Genomic DNA, 14,857 nt, shown 5'->3' with positions numbered 1-14,857 from the left:
GGTCAAACTCCTGCTTTCTCGGTAATGGTCCGCTTTTCAATGCGCTTCTCGGGGTTCGCATTGAGCACGATGCGGTGCACGTAAATGCCCGGCAGGTGGATGTCGTCGGGCGCCAGCTCGCCGACTTCGACGACCTTCTCCACCTCGACGATGCAGACCTTGCCGGCCATCGCGGCGGCCGGGTTGAAATTACGGGCCGTGAGGTTGAAGCGCAGGTTCCCGGACTTATCGGCCACATGCGCCTTGACCAGGGCCACGTCGGGCACCAGCGAGCGCTCCATCACATAGGTCTCGCCGTCGAATTCGCGCAATTCCTTCCCCTCGGCCACCTGCGTGCCGACGCCGGTCTTGGTGAAAAAGGCCGGGATGCCGGCGCCACCGGCGCGCAGCTTTTCGGCCAGCGTGCCCTGGGGCGTGAACTCGAGCTCCAGCTCGCCTGCCAGATACTGGCGCTCGAACTCCTTGTTCTCGCCGACGTAGCTGGAAATCATTTTTTTGATCTGCCGCGTTTCCAGCAGCTTGCCCAGGCCGAAGCCGTCCACGCCGGCATTGTTGGAAATAACCGAGAGGTTCTTCACGCCGCTGCCCTTCAGCGCGTCAATCAGGGCTTCGGGAATGCCGCATAGGCCAAAGCCGCCAACGGCCATCAACTGGCCGTCCTTGACCACGCCCTGAAGGGCCTCGGCCGCGGAGGGAAAGAGTTTGTTCACAAATAGTCTCCTGATGTAATTCAGCGGTGGTTCAACGGGGAACAATCCGCTACGATACTACGTATTCAGATACGTAGTTTTTCGTAAAGGTTAGCCCCCATGGAAGTCGATTACCAACTCGCTTTCGATCTGGCGCCCGTCGGGCTCGTGTTGTCCCGAAACCGCTCCATTGTGGACTGCAACCAGCATTTGTGCGAGATGTTTGGCGCCTCGCGAGAGCAACTGGTCGGCCAGTCCTTTCTGGTGCTTTACCCGAGCGTGGACGAGTACGAGCGCATTGGCGCCCGCATGATTCCCATACTCAATACCAGGGGCCTGTATGCCGACGACCGCATCATGAAGCGGGTGGATGGCCGCAACAAGGGCGAAACCTTCTGGTGCCATGTGACCGGGCGCGCCCTGAACCGCAGCGCACCGCATGAAGCCGGCATCTGGACCTTTGAAGACCTGAGTTCGCGCCGCCCGGTGACGGCGGTACTCACGGCACGTGAACGCGAGGTTGCCGCCCACCTGATGGACGGCCTGACCTCCAAGGAAATCGGCCGCGCGCTGGTCATCAGCCACCGCACCGTGGAGATTTACCGGGCCCGCCTGATGCGCAAGTACAAAGCCTCCACCACGGCCGACCTGGTGCACAAGCTTATGGCGGGCGCATAAGCGGCCGCGCCTGCAAGGCCCGCCGCAAAATGGGTTGCTTTCGTTGACGGCCAGCACGATTTTGCGGATGGGAACAGAATCGACTCCAGCATTTTCTCCCCGTCCGATTCACCCACCCTAGCCAAGAGCCCTTTATGCCACTCACCCTCTACCAGGCCTCCGTGCCAGTCTTCACCCGCGGCTTCAACAACCTGGCCGCCGTGCTGGAAAAAGCCAGAGCCCACGCCGAGGCCAACAACATCGACCTGGCCACTTACGTCAATGCCCGCCTCGCCCCCGACATGTACCCGCTGACGGGCCAGATTCAGGGTGCCAGCGACGCAGCCAAGTTTGGCATTGCACGGCTTGGCGGTGTCACGCCGCCAAGCATGGCCGACACCGAAACCACGTTTGAGGAACTACAGGCCCGTATCGCCAACACCATCGCGTTCATGGGGACGGTGAGCGAGGCGCAAATCAATGCCAGCGAAGGCGGCACCATCACCCTCAAGATACGCGGCAAGGAAATGAGTTTCCCCAGTGAGCCCTACCTGCTCAATTTTGTGATGCCCAACTTTTACTTCCACGCCACCACGGCCTATGCCATCTTGCGCAACCAGGGTGTGCCGCTGGGCAAGATGGACTTCCTCGGAAGTTTTAACTGACTTCAACCGACGCCACCAACCCGATAGCCTATAGCCGGTAGCGCGCTCGCCGGGCCTGCATCTGCTCACGCCTCGCCGGAGTCCACCTCACGGCGAATCGACTTGCGCCCACGGTGCTGGTCGCGCAGTTTGCCGAGTGCGTGTTCGATCAAACGCTTGAGTTTGTCGCTGGCGCCACGGAAGGCCTCGTCCTGACTGGGTGCATGGTGGTTGACGGTCAAGGGGTCGTGGTGCGCCAGACGCGCTTCCATCACGCAGCGCCTGGAATCCGCGCCGGCCCCGTCGCCGGTGTCGTCACTCATATGCACTTCCACGCGGGTAATGTCACCCTTGAAACGGCTCAGCGATTCGTTCAACTCTGTGGTGGCCCAGCGTTCAAATGCTTCGCCAGTGTGGATGGTGTGGTTGGAATTGACCTGAATTTGCATGTGTATTTCCCCTTCAGGAAATTGCGGCGCGGGCCTGCTGGCAGCAGGGGCGGCGCTGTGATGGAGCCGCACGCGCAGGCGACTGGTAAGCCCATTGTGCGCGCCACCCGCGCCGGAGTGTGCATGTCCCGTCCTTGGTGAAAGTAAGGGCATCCCGGCCCTATTGAGCCCCATTGAGCCCTATCGTGCACTGTCGCGTTGCAATACTTGCTCCTGGATTTATGGCTTCTCGAACCCGTTTTCACTGGTTTACGCCAAATAGCCGCAAAGTTCAATACTTCAACCGGCTTTAGGTGCATCCACCACCTCAGCCGCCGTGCGAAAAGCCTCTACCGCGGCAGGCAGACCGCAATAAATGCTGGCGTGCAGCAACACCTCCTGCAACTGCTCCGGCGTCACCCCATTGTTAAGCGCGCCGCGCACATGCCCCTTGAGCTCATGCTGCTTTCCCAGGGCGGTCAGCATTGCCACCGTGATCAGGCTGCGCGTCTTCAGGTCCAGTCCCGGCCGCTGCCATACGTCGCCCCAGGCATTGCGGGTGATGTAGCGCTGGATGGGCATGGAAAAATCCGTGGCCTTGCCAAAGGCGTTGGCAACGAAATCCTCACCCATCACCTGCTTGCGGGTGGCGAGGCCTTTGTCGAAATCCTTGTCTGCGGGAGGCGTCATGCTGTGCTCCAAAAAATCCCGAGGATAGCCGCTGGGCAAGATGGGCTATCTGGTGAATTTCAAACCGGGGCATAGCGCGCCCGTTCTGATTGGGCAACCGGCCTTACGCAGGTTCAGACCTGGACGCAGCAGCCCGGCTCTGCACGGGCGCCGTACATGGCCTGAACGGCTGAGCGATGCCTTCAGCCCCCTGGTGGCGCAGCGCCCGAACAATTCCCCGGTATGGATGGGTGGTTGCAGTTGACTTGACGTTGACTTGAAGGTGACTTGAACCTGCATCTGCCCGCTCCTTTTGCATGTGTCAATTTTCTCCGGCTGCCCCCAGCCACTCGCGTTCGAGTTGGGCGATGATTTCACAAGAATTCTTGAACCCCACGGGCGTGGAGATGTAGCCGTTGGCGCCAAGCCGGTAGGCCTCGCGCTTATCCGACTCCTGGTCGGAGGAACTCAGGATCACCACCGGAAGCAACCGCGTCCGTTCATCGGCACGCAGACGCTCCAGCACCTGGAACCCGTCGAGCCTCGGCATGTGAAGATCGAGCAACACCAGACGAGGCAGGGCGTTGCTGGTGCTCCCGGGCCGGGCCGCCCCATCACCATCGAGCAGGAAGTCCAGGGCTTCCACGCCGTCGCGCACGACCTGGATGGTGGCGCTGGACTGGTTGGCCTCGAGGGCAAACACGAATAGTTCGGCTGAAGTGGGGCTGTCTTCAACCAGCAGTATGTCAGGCGCGGAGATGTTCATGGTGAGTGACCCCTTTCACAATCATTCCGGCGGATGCTGTGGCGCAAGGTCTGCGCTCAGCCAGTCGCGTTCGAACTGCGCCAGGGTTTCGCACAAATGTTCGAACTCCACAGGTTTGCGGACGTAGCCATTGGCGCCAAGGCGCTCGGCTTCAAGTCTGTCCGACCTTTGATCGGACGCACTGAAGATCACCACGGGAAGCTGCCGTGTGCGCTCATCGGCACGCAGCCGCTCCAGCACTTCAAACCCGTTGAGCCTTGGCATGTTCAGGTCAAGCAACACCAGTCGGGGCAAGGCGTCCTGGGCGTTCCAGGGTCGTTGTTCGCCACCGAGGAGGACTTCCACCGCCTCGAAGCCATCACGCGCGACCCTGATGGTCGTGGCCGACTCATTCATCTGATGAGCGAGCATGAACAGATCGACGTCACTTTGACTGTCTTCAACCAACAAGATGTCTGGTGCGAAAATTTTCATGATGGGACCGGTAGGTTGAAGAAAAATGTGGCGCCACACCCGGGGGATGACTCCACCCAGATACGGCCGCCCATGCGTTCGGCGATGCGCAGGGCCATCGCCAGGCCTGCGCCGGTGCCTTCGTAAGCCTCGGGCAGATTCAGCTGGCTGAACAGTTTGAACAGCTTGTCGGCGTAGCGAGGGTCGAAGCCGATGCCGTTGTCGCGAACGAAATAGACATGCTGGTTCAGCTGGGCACCCACCGTGATGACCGCCGGCTGGCGGTCGCGGCTGAACTTGAGCGCGTTGGAGAGCAGCGCGACCAGGAGCCGCCGCAGTAGTGCGGGGTCGGCCTGACAGTCGGGTAGTTCCTCGATGTGGGCATCCACGAGGCGGCCGGGTTCCGCAGCCATCAACTCGCCCATGACTTCGCGCGCGGCGGCTGCGACATCCACACGTGTGGGAGACAAGGTCTGTTGCCGCAGGTTGACGAACGAAAGCAGGTCATCCACCAGGCGCGCCATGTGCTTGGCACTGCTGGCAATCACCCCTGGAAATCGCAAGGCCGGATCCGGAAGGTTGGCGGCGTACCGGGTCAGCAGCAGATGCGAATAGCCTTCCATGGCACGCAGCGGTGAACGCAGGTGATGTGCGACGGCATGCACGAAGCCCTCGATCTCCGTCAGCGCCGCTTCCAGTTCCGCCGTTCGCTCGCTCACACCTTGTTCGATGCTGGCGTTGAGGCGACGGATTTCCAGATGCGCGGCGGCGAGCTGGCGTTCACACTCGTGCTTGTGGAGGGCCGCTTCGATGCTGAGTTGCAGTTCGCGCTCGCCGAAAGGTTTCACGAGGAAGCCGTAGGGGAAAGTGAGCTTGGCAAGCTGCAGCGTTGCCTCGTCGGAGTGCGCGGAGAGGAAGATCACCGGCACGTCCAGTTCGTGGCGCAGGATCTCGGCGGTCTGGATGCTGTTCATCTCGCCCCGGATTCCAATGTCCATCAACGCGAGTCTTGGCCGATGCAGGCGCGCCAGGGCGAGTGCCTCCTCGCCCGAGGCTGCGATGCCGCAGACCTTGTAGCCATTGTGCGCGAGCCGGGCCCCAAGATCGGTGGTGACCGCCGCCTGATCTTCGGCGAGGAGAAGCGTGGCTGAATTCATCGCAGGGCTCGCATCACGCTGGCTTCGGCTCGCTGGGAGCTCTCGCCGGCAGGGTGAAAAAAAATGTAGCGCCGGCGCCTGGCCGGCTCTCTGCCCGGATCCCTCCGCCATGGCTCTCAACGATGCGCTTGACAATGGCCAGCCCCACCCCGGTACCGGGGAATTCGGCCGCGCTATGGAAGCGTTGGAACGGCTCAAAGAGCTTCGCTGCGCTCGCCAGATCCAGGCCCGCACCGTTGTCACGGACAAAGTAGGTATGAAAGTTTTCGCCTGCTTCACCGTCTGCTGTGGCGCCGACTTCCACCACCGGTTGTTCGCATTGCGACGAATACTTGAGCGCGTTGCCGAGCAGGTTGACCAGCGCATGCCGGAGTATGGTCTCGTCAGCCCAGGCCTGCGGTAGCGTTTCGCACACGAACTGCACCGGTTTCTGGCCAGGCACGGAGGCAAGGTCGTCGAAAACTTCCTGCGCCATGCGCTTCAGGTCCACCGCCGCCAGACGAAGCGATGGCGCGCGGTTCGACTTCAGAAAAAGCAGATAGTCCTCCATCATGCGTTTCATCTGGAGCGCGCCTGCCTGAACGCGATCGAGGAACAATTGTCCTGACGAGTCGAGCTGGTCACGATGCTTATTGGCGAGCAGCTCGGAGAAGCCGGAAATTGCCAGCAGCGGCGCGCGCAAGTCGTGGCTCACGGCAGCGGCGAAGGTTTCCAGCTGGGCACCGAGCACCTCCTGCTGCTCCTTCTCGGCTAGCAGCTGCACCACCTGGCGCGTCAAGGCCTGTTCGCGGCTCTTCGCGGTGCCCCGGTCCGTGGTTTCGACCATCACCACGACAGCACCGATGATCTTGCCGGTCTCGTCGGTAATGGGCGAAGCGCTGTCATCCACGTAGCGCTCCTCCCCCGTGCGCGTGATCAGCACGGTGTCTGGGTCCAAGCGGACGACCACGCCGTGGCGCAGGGCGCGCGCGGCCGGGTCTTCCAGGGGCTGGGCGGCGCCCTGTTTCATCAGACGCACGACTTCGCCGCATGGTTTACCGGCGGCCTCATCCTGCGTCCAGCCGGTCAGCTTTTCCGCGGCGGGATTGAGCAGCAGGATCTCGGCACGGGTGTTGGTGGCGATGACGGCGTCGCCAATGCTCGTGAACGTGGCGGTCAACCACCGCGCGACCCGGCGCGCCTTGCGCTCCATCTCATGCCGCATCGGCGCCAGCTCGATGGCCACACGCAGCTGCAGATCATCAAACGGCTTGACGATATAGCCCGCCGGGTCGGTGAGCCGGGCTCGTTGCAAGGTAGCCGAATCGCTGTGCGCCGTGAGGTAGATGACCGGGATGTCCAGCTCGCCACGCAGGTGTTCGGCGGCGTCGATGCCTTCGGGCCGGCCGTGCAACATGATGTCCATCAGGGCGACGTCGGGCCGCATGGTGGTGGCGATCCGGATGGCATCGGCCGCGGTGTCCGCCGCTCCGGCGACTTCGAAGCCGAGCCCCACCAGCCGTTGCTGCAGGTCTTCCGAGACGACGATCTCATCTTCGACCACGAGCACACGGGTTTTGCCCAGCAACTGTTCCATGGTCTTCACGGCGACTTGACCGCCGCCTCCTTGAATCGAATGTCGAACGCTGTGTGGCCGGGCCTTGAGCGCAGCGTCACGTCGGCGCGCAATTGCCTGGTGAACATCCTGACCAGCCGCAGGCCCAGTGTATTGGCCTGCTCCAGCTGAAAGTCCGGCGCCAGCCCGACGCCGTCGTCGTGCACGCGCAGGGCGAATTTCCCGTCCGCTTCAGTATTCAGCATCACGAGCAGGAGCCCCGGACGGCCATTGGGGAACGCATACTTGAGCGCGTTGGTCACGAGTTCGTTGAGCATCAGGCCCACAGGCACCGCGGTATCGATGCTAACCGCCGCCGGTTCAAGCCGGAACTCCAGTTTCACCTTGGCATTGGAGGTGTAGGTGCGCATGAGAATACTCACGAGGGTCTGCACGTAGTCCGCCAGGTCCACCGTTGCCAGCGTCTCCGACTGGTAAAGCTTTTCGTGGATGAGGGCCATGGAGCGGATGCGACCCTGGCTTTCCTGGAACTGCATGAGCGTCTGCGGATCGCGGATGTAGCCCGATTGCAGCGACAGCAAGCTGGCGATGATCTGCAGATTGTTCTTTACCCGGTGGTGAATCTCCTGCAGCAGCGCCTCCTTTTCCTTCAGCGAAGTCCGGATCTGGTGCTCGATGTCCTTGGTCCGCGAAACGTCGCGGATGGCCGCCGAGACGAGGATGCCCTCGTCCGTGTTCACCGGGCTCAGGAGAATTTCAGTCGGAAACTCGCTCCCGTCCTTGCGCAGCCCCTGCAGCTCCAGTTCGGCGCCCATCGGCCGGACCCGCGGCTCCGAACCGAAGCGCATCCGGTGCTGGGGATGGAGCCCCCGGAACCGCTCGGGCAGCAGCATCTCGACCATCTGGCCCAGCAGTTCGCTGCGGGCATAGCCGAACAGCTTCTCCGTTTGCGCGTTCACCAGAACCATGCATCCCGCCTCGTTGACGATGACGATCGCGTCTGGCGCGGTTTCCAGCAGCGCACGAAACCGATCCTCCAGGCGCGTACGCTCGCTCACCTCCCCCGCGAGATCGTCAAGGATATTGAGCACCGCCTTTTGCATCTCCTCGAGGCGCAGCTTTTCGGCACCGGAATCTTCCAGTATGTTGAGAACAGCCTTCTGCGTCCGCTCCAGCAGGGCTCTTTCGCCTGCGGCGTCCTCCAGGATGTTGACCACCGCCTTCGCGTAGTCGGCCTGGCTGAACTGCTGTTCAGCATCCATGCTTTGCGCCGTCTTCGTTGGCATGGTCTGTCACCCGCCCCCGGTTTTCTTGAGCTCCTCGATCTCCCGCTTGCGCTCTTCGATCTCCTTTTTGAGCTCGATCATCTTGAGTTCACGCCCGACGGTGAGCCTCTGGAAGCGCTCCAGTTCCGCCAGCCGCTCCAGCTCCTTGGTTCGCTGCTCGGCGACCTCGGCCTCGGCCTTCTTCTGTGCCGTCACGTCGCGCGCGGCGGCGAACACGCCCAGCACATTGCCGCGCGTGTCCTTGTATACCGAGGCGTTGTACAGCACGTCGGTGAGCTTGCCGTTGCAATGGCGAATGGTCAGCGGATAGTCGGAGACCGATTCTTTTTCGAAGACCTGCTTGTAACCTTCGCGCGCCTTTTCCGGCTCGGTGAAGTAGTCGGAAAAGTCGGTCCCGATCAGCTTCTCGCGCGGCAAGCCGGTGATCTCGGCAGAAGCCGCATTGACGTCGGTGATCTTGCCTTCTGCGCTGATGGTGACCAGCGGGTCCAGGCTTGACTCGATCAGGCTCCGGGCATATTGGGAGGCTGTTTTCTGTACGGTTACGTCCCGAATGGTTGCCGCGACGGTCAAACCCTGTGGGCTTTCGATCGGGCTGAGACTGATCTCGATCGGGAACTCACTTCCGTCCTTGCGAACACCCCACAGTTCGACGCCCGCCCCCATGGGACGCAGGCGCGGTTCGGCGAAGAATTTCCCCCGGTGTCCTGGGTGGCCCTTTCGATAACGGTTCGGGACGAAGATCTCAACGGATTGCCCGAGTATCTCGTCACGCTCATAACCGAACAAGCTTTCGGTCTGGTTGTTCACCAGGAGGATGATGCCCTCCTGGTTGGCCAGCACCATTGCATCCGGAGCCGACTCGATGAGGGTCCGGAATCTCTGCTCCGCCTTGCGGCTTTGCGTCACGTCGCGTGCGGCCGCGAACACGCCGAGAACGCTCCCCCGGACATCCTTGTAGACCGCAGCGTTGTAGAGGACGTCCGTGAGCCGTCCGTCCGTGTGCCGGATGGTGAGCGGATAGTCGGTGACCGCTCCCTTGGAAAACGCCTCCCGGTACCCCTGGCGCGCCTTGTCCGGCTCGGTGAAGTAGTCCGAGAAATCGGTCCCGATCAGCTTCTCGCGCGGCACGCCGGTGACCTTGATGGAGCCTTCATTGACGTCGGTGATCTTGCCTTCCGGGCTGATGGTGACCAGTGGGTCCAGGCTGGCCTCGATCAGGCTGCGCGCATAGAACTGCGTGGCCTGGAGTTCTTCCGTCAGGCGGATTTCATCCGAGATGTCTTTCGAGATGAGCAGGAAGCCGACGGGCTTGTCCGCTGCGTCGCGGCGTGGCGTGATGACGACGCGCGCGGTGAATTGCTCACCGCTTTTGCGGACCCGCGTGATGGTGCCCTCCCATTTACCGGCTTGCAGGGCGGCGGCCATGATCTGGACCGGCTTGCCGGTGGCGATGTCCTCCGGCGTATGAAGCATGGACGAGTTGGCTTTATCAATGACCTCTTCCGGCTCGTAGCCATACAAGCGGCGTGCACCGGCGTTCCAGAGCTGGATCTTGCCGGTGAGATCCTTGCCGATGATCGAGTACTCGGTAGATGATTCGAGGATGTTTTGCAGGAAGGCCGATTGCTCGCCTTGCGGCGTTATTGGCGCATCATTGCGCGCCATCATTGACCCGGCATGAACATCCATAGAGGGCTCCTCCAGACAGGGGTTGGCAAACGAACCGCGGGCGCTATCGCGCCTCGATGAAAATACCTGGCGCTACACCATCGGTTCGTGCGGCCACGCGCAGGCACATTTCGGCAGCGCAGAACGCTGGCGCTGGATGGTGCCTGCGGGCTGGAAAACGACAGTGCGGCGCTTGACATGTGCCGTTCACTGGACTGCGAGGACCACATGGGCCATTCCGCTCCTCCTTACGTCATACGCATGCGTCGCAAGCTGCCGCGTGGTCCTGAATGCCACTGTGCTCGCCAGACCGCACCGTACCGAAAGACAATTATTTTTTTGGAAGCATACGCGCAATGCTGCGGCCTGTCCATGCGCGTGTCCATGCACGGGCACGGACCGGCCTGCACCACGCAGGGCAATCACTTGCAGCAAGAGCTCGGGCAAGCGGGGCCGGCGGCGCGCCGCGACAGGCTTCGGACCGCAGGATAGGGGCGTGCGGGCCGGCAGCAATGGAGTTCTGGCTGTCCGCGACAGGAATGCCTGACGCCAATGGTCCATACCTGTACGGGATGGGTGTTGTTGCTCGTGCGGGGGCTCCTGGGTTGACGTGAAGCAGCCTCGGCCGGGGAATCTGCGGGCAAGTTTAAAATTCATTGCAGTTACGTTATGGCGGTGTTGCCGTTTCAACCCGGATCATTAACCCGGATCAAGGACAAGTTCATGACAAAACCCGCTACCCCGACTGCCACGCCCCGTTACCCCGCGCCAGAACTGAAAAACCTGCCCGAAGACATCAAGGCCAAGGTGCTGGAGGTGCAGGAAAAAGCCGGCTTTGTGCCCAACGTGTTTCTGGCGCTGGCCCGGCGGCCCGCCGAGTGGCGCGCTTTCTTCGCCTACCACGACGCGCTGATGCTGAAAGAGGAAGGCTCCCACCCCACGGGCTCGCTGACCAAGGGCGAGCGCGAGATGATCGTGACGACGACCAGCGCGGCCAACCACTGCCTGTACTGCGTGGTGGCGCACGGCGCCATCCTGCGCATTTATGAAAAGAAACCTTTGGTAGCCGACCAGGTGGCGGTGAACTACCGCAAGGCCGACATTACGCCGCGCCAGCGCGCCATGCTCGACTTTGCGATGAAGGTGTGCCTGAGTTCCGACGAGATGGAAGACAGCGACTTTAAAGCCCTGCATGCCCATGGTTTCGACGATGAGGACGCCTGGGACATCGCGGCCATCACGGCATTTTTTGGCTTGTCAAACCGCATGGCAAATTTCAGCGGCATGCAACCCAACCCGGAGTTCTACCTGATGGGCCGCGTTCCCAAACCCGCCAAACCAACCTGAACGCGCCGCAGTTAACGCAAATTCAGCCCTCAACCGCCTGACGCATCCAGTCCGGCAGGGTTTTAGCCTTCTGCGCGGGAAAGTCCACCCAGATCGTGGTGGCGCCGCCCGCGGCGCAAATCACGCCCGGATCGTCCACACGTTCCAGGGTGGCCCAGGTTTCGAAGGTGGTCCGGCCCGGATCGCTCACATACATTTTGATCAGCACATCGCCCGGGTATTCGAGCTGCTTGTAGAAATTGCAGAAAGCATTGACGATCACCGGGCCCTCGCCTTGCGGATCAGGTTGACAGCCAATGGCGTACATCCAGTCGATGCGTATGGTTTCCAGGTAGCGGAAATAAGTGGTGTTATTGAGGTGGCCCATCGCATCCATGTCGCCCCAGCGGATCGGGATGCGCATTTCATGCACCAGCTTTTTCTTCTCGGGAATTTCAATTTTCATGTTGGGAATTTTGGAAAATTTGGAAAAGTGATTCAGCGGTGAGCCCGGATGGAGGCAAGAATGCCCAGCGTGAACAGCACGCAGGCGATGAACTGTGCCGCTGTGGGCCAACGGCCATCCCAGGCAAAAGAATACAGCAGGGCAAAAATGGTTTCACTGACGATGAGCTGGCCGCACAGGCTGGCGCTGAGCCGCTGGCTGGCGATGTTCCAGAAAATGGTGGCCAGCCAGGTAGAGCCAAACCCGGCCACCACGCACAGGAGGACAAACAGGGTGCGGTCGTCGCGCGCCATCAGCACCGCCGCATCAGAGCCTGCCACCAGCCACATCAGCACCGCGCCCAGGCCGGTGGCCACACCCAGCCAGTTGGCCCAATCGGTGGCATTGACCTCGGGATGCCGCTTGAGCCATGCGGAATTAACAATGGCGAACACCGTCCAGCACACCAGCGAGGCGGTCACCAGAACAACGCCGCGCCAAAAATGCATAGTGGATTGATCCGCCGCCTCGTGCGTGGAACCCATCATGAGCAGCAGGCCCGCCAGCGTGAGTGCCAGCCCGGGCACCAGCGATGACCAGCGCAGGCCGTGTGGTTTGCCGAGCAGCATGACCCATAAAGGAATGGTGCCGATGACCAGCGTGGGCACCTCGGTGCCGGCATCGCGAATGGCCAGCACCAGCAGCAGGTAGTAGGCACTGAACCCCAGCACGCTCATGGCCAGGGCGGCCCAGGCCTGGCGCACGGTGGGCAGGCGCCGGCTGCGCCGGCCCAGCAGCATCACCGCGGCGGCCACCACGCCATACGCCGCAAAACGCCCGGCCGTCAGGTCCACCGACGAGTAGGCACCGGGGCCCACGGGCAACATGCGCGGCACTACAAACACCAACCCCCACAGCGCGCCCGCAAGGAGACCGGCCAAAATGCCGCCCGTCATTCGCGAGTGCTCAGGTCGCAAAGCCGTCATCTGCTGCGATCACCGCACCGTTGACAAAATGGCTTTCCCGGCTGGCCAGCATCACCAGCAGCGCGTCCAGGTCTTCCGGCTTGCCGATGCGCTTGCGCGGCAGCATCTGCACCAGCTTCTTGCCCTGCTCAGTTTCCCAGTGGTGGTGGTTGATTTCGGTGTCGATGTAGCCCGGGCAAATGGCATTGACGTTGATGCCGAACTTGCCCCACTCCAGCGCCATGGCCTTGGTCATCTGCACCACGGCCGCCTTGCTCATGCAGTACACGCCGATCTGCGGCAGCACGCGCAGCCCGGCCATGGACGCGATGTTGATGATGCGCCCGCCGCCATAGGTGCCCGGGGCCTCTCCCCTGGCCCGGGCGAGCATGCGCTTGCCAACCTCCTGCGCAACAAAGAACGCACCTTTGACATTGGTGTTGAAGATGAAGTCATAGTCTTCCTCGTCCACATCCTGCAGGCGCTGCGTGGTGCTCACGCCGGAGTTGTTGACGAGGATGTCGATGGGGCCCACCTCGGTCTCGGCATGGGCCACGCCGGCCTTGATACTGGCGTGATCCATCACATCGAGCGACACCACGTGCGCATCACCGCCGTCAGCCTCAATTTGTGCGCGCAGCTCCTTGAGCCTGTCCAGGCTGCGGCTTGCCAGCACCACGGCGGCGCCGGCGCGGCTCAGGGTTTTGGCAAACTGCGCACCCAGACCGCCAGAAGCGCCGGTAACCAGCGCGACACGTCCTGAAAGATCGATGCTGTAGGCCATTAGGGGCTCCTCTCGATTAAAAGTGAACGATCGTCCGGGCGCCTGAATTCACGACTTAAAATTGCCGCGGTACAGGCAACGATCATCCAAATCATTATCAGCGAGTCCCCCGATGAATACCCAAGAAATTCTGGCGCAGTTTGGTCCCCGTGAAGCGATGGAATATGACGTTGTTGTTGTAGGGGGCGGCCCGGGCGGGCTGGCGACTGCGATCCGCCTGAAACAGCTGGCGGCCGAAAAAGGAACTGACATTTCCGTCGTCGTCCTCGAGAAAGGTTCCGAGCCCGGCGCGCACATTCTTTCGGGCGCCGTGATGGATCCCAGGGCCATCACCGAGCTGATTCCCGAATGGAAGGCGCTGGGCGCACCGCTGAATCAGCCGGTCACGGGTGACGAAGTCCTGTTCCTCAGCGAAACAGGCGCAACCCGGACGCCGTCCTTTCTCGTGCCCGACTGCATGCACAACGAAGGCAACTACGTCATCAGCCTGGGCAATGTGGTGCGCTGGCTGGCGCAGCAGGCCGAGAACATCGGCGTGGAAATTTTCCCTGGCTTCGCGGCCGCCGAGGTGCTGTACAACGAGGACGGCTCGGTGAAGGGGGTCGCCACCGGCAACCTCGGTATTGGCAAGGATGGCGAGCCGACAGACAACTTCCAGCTGGGCATGGAGTTGCATGGCAAGTACACCGTGTTTGCCGAAGGCGCGCGCGGCCACCTGGGCCGCCAGCTGATCAGCCGCTTCAAGCTGGACGAAGGCAAGGACCCGCAGGCCTATGCGCTGGGCGTGAAGGAGCTGTGGGAGATTGATCCGGCCAAACACAAACCCGGTCTCGTCATTCACACCGCCGGCTGGCCCATGGACAGCAGGACCTATGGCGGCGGCTTCATGTACCACCTGGAAGACAACAAGGTCACGCTGGGCCTGGTCACCGGCCTCGATTACACCAACCCCTACCTCAGCCCCTTTGAAGAAATGCAGCGCTGGAAAACGCATCCCAGCATCAGGCAATACCTGGAAGGCGGCAAGCGCATCAGCTACGGTGCACGCGCCATCACGGCCGGGGGCGCATTGAGCCTGCCCAAAACGGTGTTCCCCGGCGGCGCACTGGTGGGCTGTGAAGCGGGTTACCTCAATGCCGCGCGCATCAAGGGCAGCCACGCAGCGATCAAGAGCGGCATGCTGGCCGCGGAGGCCGCCTATGCTGCCGTCACGTCGGGCCGCCAGCACGACGAGCTGGGCGCCTACCCCGAAGCCTATGCGAGCAGCTGGCTGGCGCAGGAGCTGGGTCAGTCGCGCAACTTCAAGGCGTGGTTCAAGAAGGGCTTGTACATGGGCTCCTTCATGACGGGTATCGAGCAGTG

16 protein-coding genes are annotated in these 14,857 nt (G+C 61.9%); 4 read left to right on the top strand and 12 right to left on the bottom strand.

Annotation, left to right across the window (positions count from 1 at the left end; translation table 11 throughout):
- Positions 1–2: 2 nt before the first annotated feature.
- Positions 3–710, bottom strand: a complete 708-nt coding sequence (locus AC1DUB_RS21165; RefSeq protein ID WP_477731152.1) for a CoA transferase subunit A — start codon at positions 708–710, stop codon at positions 3–5.
- A gap of 99 nt (positions 711–809) precedes the next feature.
- Between AC1DUB_RS21165 and AC1DUB_RS21160 the strand changes: the two genes are divergently transcribed.
- Together AC1DUB_RS21160 and AC1DUB_RS21155 are read left to right on the top strand one after the other, a co-directional pair.
- A complete protein-coding gene (locus tag AC1DUB_RS21160) occupies positions 810–1,367 on the top strand; it encodes a helix-turn-helix transcriptional regulator (RefSeq protein WP_477717207.1) in 558 nt (185 codons plus the stop codon).
- A 134-nt stretch (positions 1,368–1,501) separates the two neighbouring features.
- Positions 1,502–2,011 (top strand): DUF1993 domain-containing protein, encoded by a 510-nt coding sequence (locus tag AC1DUB_RS21155; protein ID WP_477731151.1) that lies wholly within the window; start codon positions 1,502–1,504, stop codon positions 2,009–2,011.
- A gap of 65 nt (positions 2,012–2,076) precedes the next feature.
- Here AC1DUB_RS21155 and AC1DUB_RS21150 read toward each other — a convergent pair whose 3' ends face one another.
- The 8 genes from AC1DUB_RS21150 to AC1DUB_RS21115 form a co-directional block, all read right to left on the bottom strand.
- Positions 2,077–2,439 carry an HPF/RaiA family ribosome-associated protein gene (locus AC1DUB_RS21150; protein ID WP_477731150.1) on the bottom strand — a complete coding sequence of 121 codons (363 nt, stop codon included), beginning with the start codon at positions 2,437–2,439 and terminating at the stop codon, positions 2,077–2,079.
- A gap of 279 nt (positions 2,440–2,718) precedes the next feature.
- Complete coding sequence (locus tag AC1DUB_RS21145) at positions 2,719–3,108, bottom strand: carboxymuconolactone decarboxylase family protein (RefSeq protein ID WP_477731149.1); 390 nt, start codon at positions 3,106–3,108, stop codon at positions 2,719–2,721.
- 301 nt (positions 3,109–3,409) lie between these two features.
- Positions 3,410–3,853 (bottom strand): response regulator, encoded by a 444-nt coding sequence (locus AC1DUB_RS21140; RefSeq protein ID WP_477731148.1) that lies wholly within the window; start codon positions 3,851–3,853, stop codon positions 3,410–3,412.
- A 21-nt stretch (positions 3,854–3,874) separates the two neighbouring features.
- Positions 3,875–4,327, bottom strand: coding sequence for a response regulator (locus AC1DUB_RS21135; RefSeq protein WP_477731147.1), 453 nt, complete (start codon positions 4,325–4,327; stop codon positions 3,875–3,877).
- The gene (locus AC1DUB_RS21130) at positions 4,324–5,463 is read right to left on the bottom strand and encodes a sensor histidine kinase (protein WP_477731146.1); all 1,140 of its coding nucleotides are present in this window, start codon (positions 5,461–5,463) and stop codon (positions 4,324–4,326) included. The genes AC1DUB_RS21135 and AC1DUB_RS21130 overlap by 4 nt, the downstream gene beginning before the upstream one ends.
- Positions 5,464–5,476: 13 nt before the next feature.
- Positions 5,477–7,039 carry a sensor histidine kinase gene (locus AC1DUB_RS21125; RefSeq protein WP_477731145.1) on the bottom strand — a complete coding sequence of 521 codons (1,563 nt, stop codon included), beginning with the start codon at positions 7,037–7,039 and terminating at the stop codon, positions 5,477–5,479.
- A gap of 5 nt (positions 7,040–7,044) precedes the next feature.
- Complete coding sequence (locus AC1DUB_RS21120) at positions 7,045–8,280, bottom strand: sensor histidine kinase (protein WP_477731144.1); 1,236 nt, start codon at positions 8,278–8,280, stop codon at positions 7,045–7,047.
- Between the two features lie 30 nt (positions 8,281–8,310).
- Complete coding sequence (locus AC1DUB_RS21115) at positions 8,311–9,996, bottom strand: PAS domain-containing protein (protein WP_477731143.1); 1,686 nt, start codon at positions 9,994–9,996, stop codon at positions 8,311–8,313.
- A gap of 702 nt (positions 9,997–10,698) precedes the next feature.
- On the opposite strand from AC1DUB_RS21115, the gene AC1DUB_RS21110 reads away from it, so the two are divergent.
- The gene (locus AC1DUB_RS21110; RefSeq protein WP_477731142.1) at positions 10,699–11,322 is read left to right on the top strand and encodes a peroxidase-related enzyme; all 624 of its coding nucleotides are present in this window, start codon (positions 10,699–10,701) and stop codon (positions 11,320–11,322) included.
- 22 nt (positions 11,323–11,344) lie between these two features.
- Here the strand turns inward: AC1DUB_RS21110 and AC1DUB_RS21105 are convergent, their stop codons facing one another.
- The 3 genes from AC1DUB_RS21105 to AC1DUB_RS21095 are packed head-to-tail and all read right to left on the bottom strand — an operon-like array spanning position 11,345 to position 13,495.
- Entirely contained in the window at positions 11,345–11,767 is a 423-nt protein-coding gene (locus tag AC1DUB_RS21105) for an acyl-CoA thioesterase (RefSeq protein WP_477731141.1), read from the bottom strand.
- Between the two features lie 32 nt (positions 11,768–11,799).
- Positions 11,800–12,702 carry a DMT family transporter gene (locus AC1DUB_RS21100; protein WP_477731140.1) on the bottom strand — a complete coding sequence of 301 codons (903 nt, stop codon included), beginning with the start codon at positions 12,700–12,702 and terminating at the stop codon, positions 11,800–11,802.
- Positions 12,703–12,712: 10 nt separating this feature from the next.
- A complete protein-coding gene (locus AC1DUB_RS21095; RefSeq protein WP_477718837.1) occupies positions 12,713–13,495 on the bottom strand; it encodes an SDR family oxidoreductase in 783 nt (260 codons plus the stop codon).
- Positions 13,496–13,607: 112 nt separating this feature from the next.
- Between AC1DUB_RS21095 and AC1DUB_RS21090 the strand changes: the two genes are divergently transcribed.
- Positions 13,608–14,857: NAD(P)/FAD-dependent oxidoreductase (locus AC1DUB_RS21090; protein WP_477731139.1), on the top strand; the 1,250-nt coding region annotated here is incomplete at its 3' end.

The sequence above is a fragment of the Polaromonas sp. P4_F9 genome, from assembly GCF_056401235.1.
The sequence above is the reverse complement of the archived record's forward strand: the minus strand, read 5'-3'. Positions and strand labels throughout refer to the sequence as shown.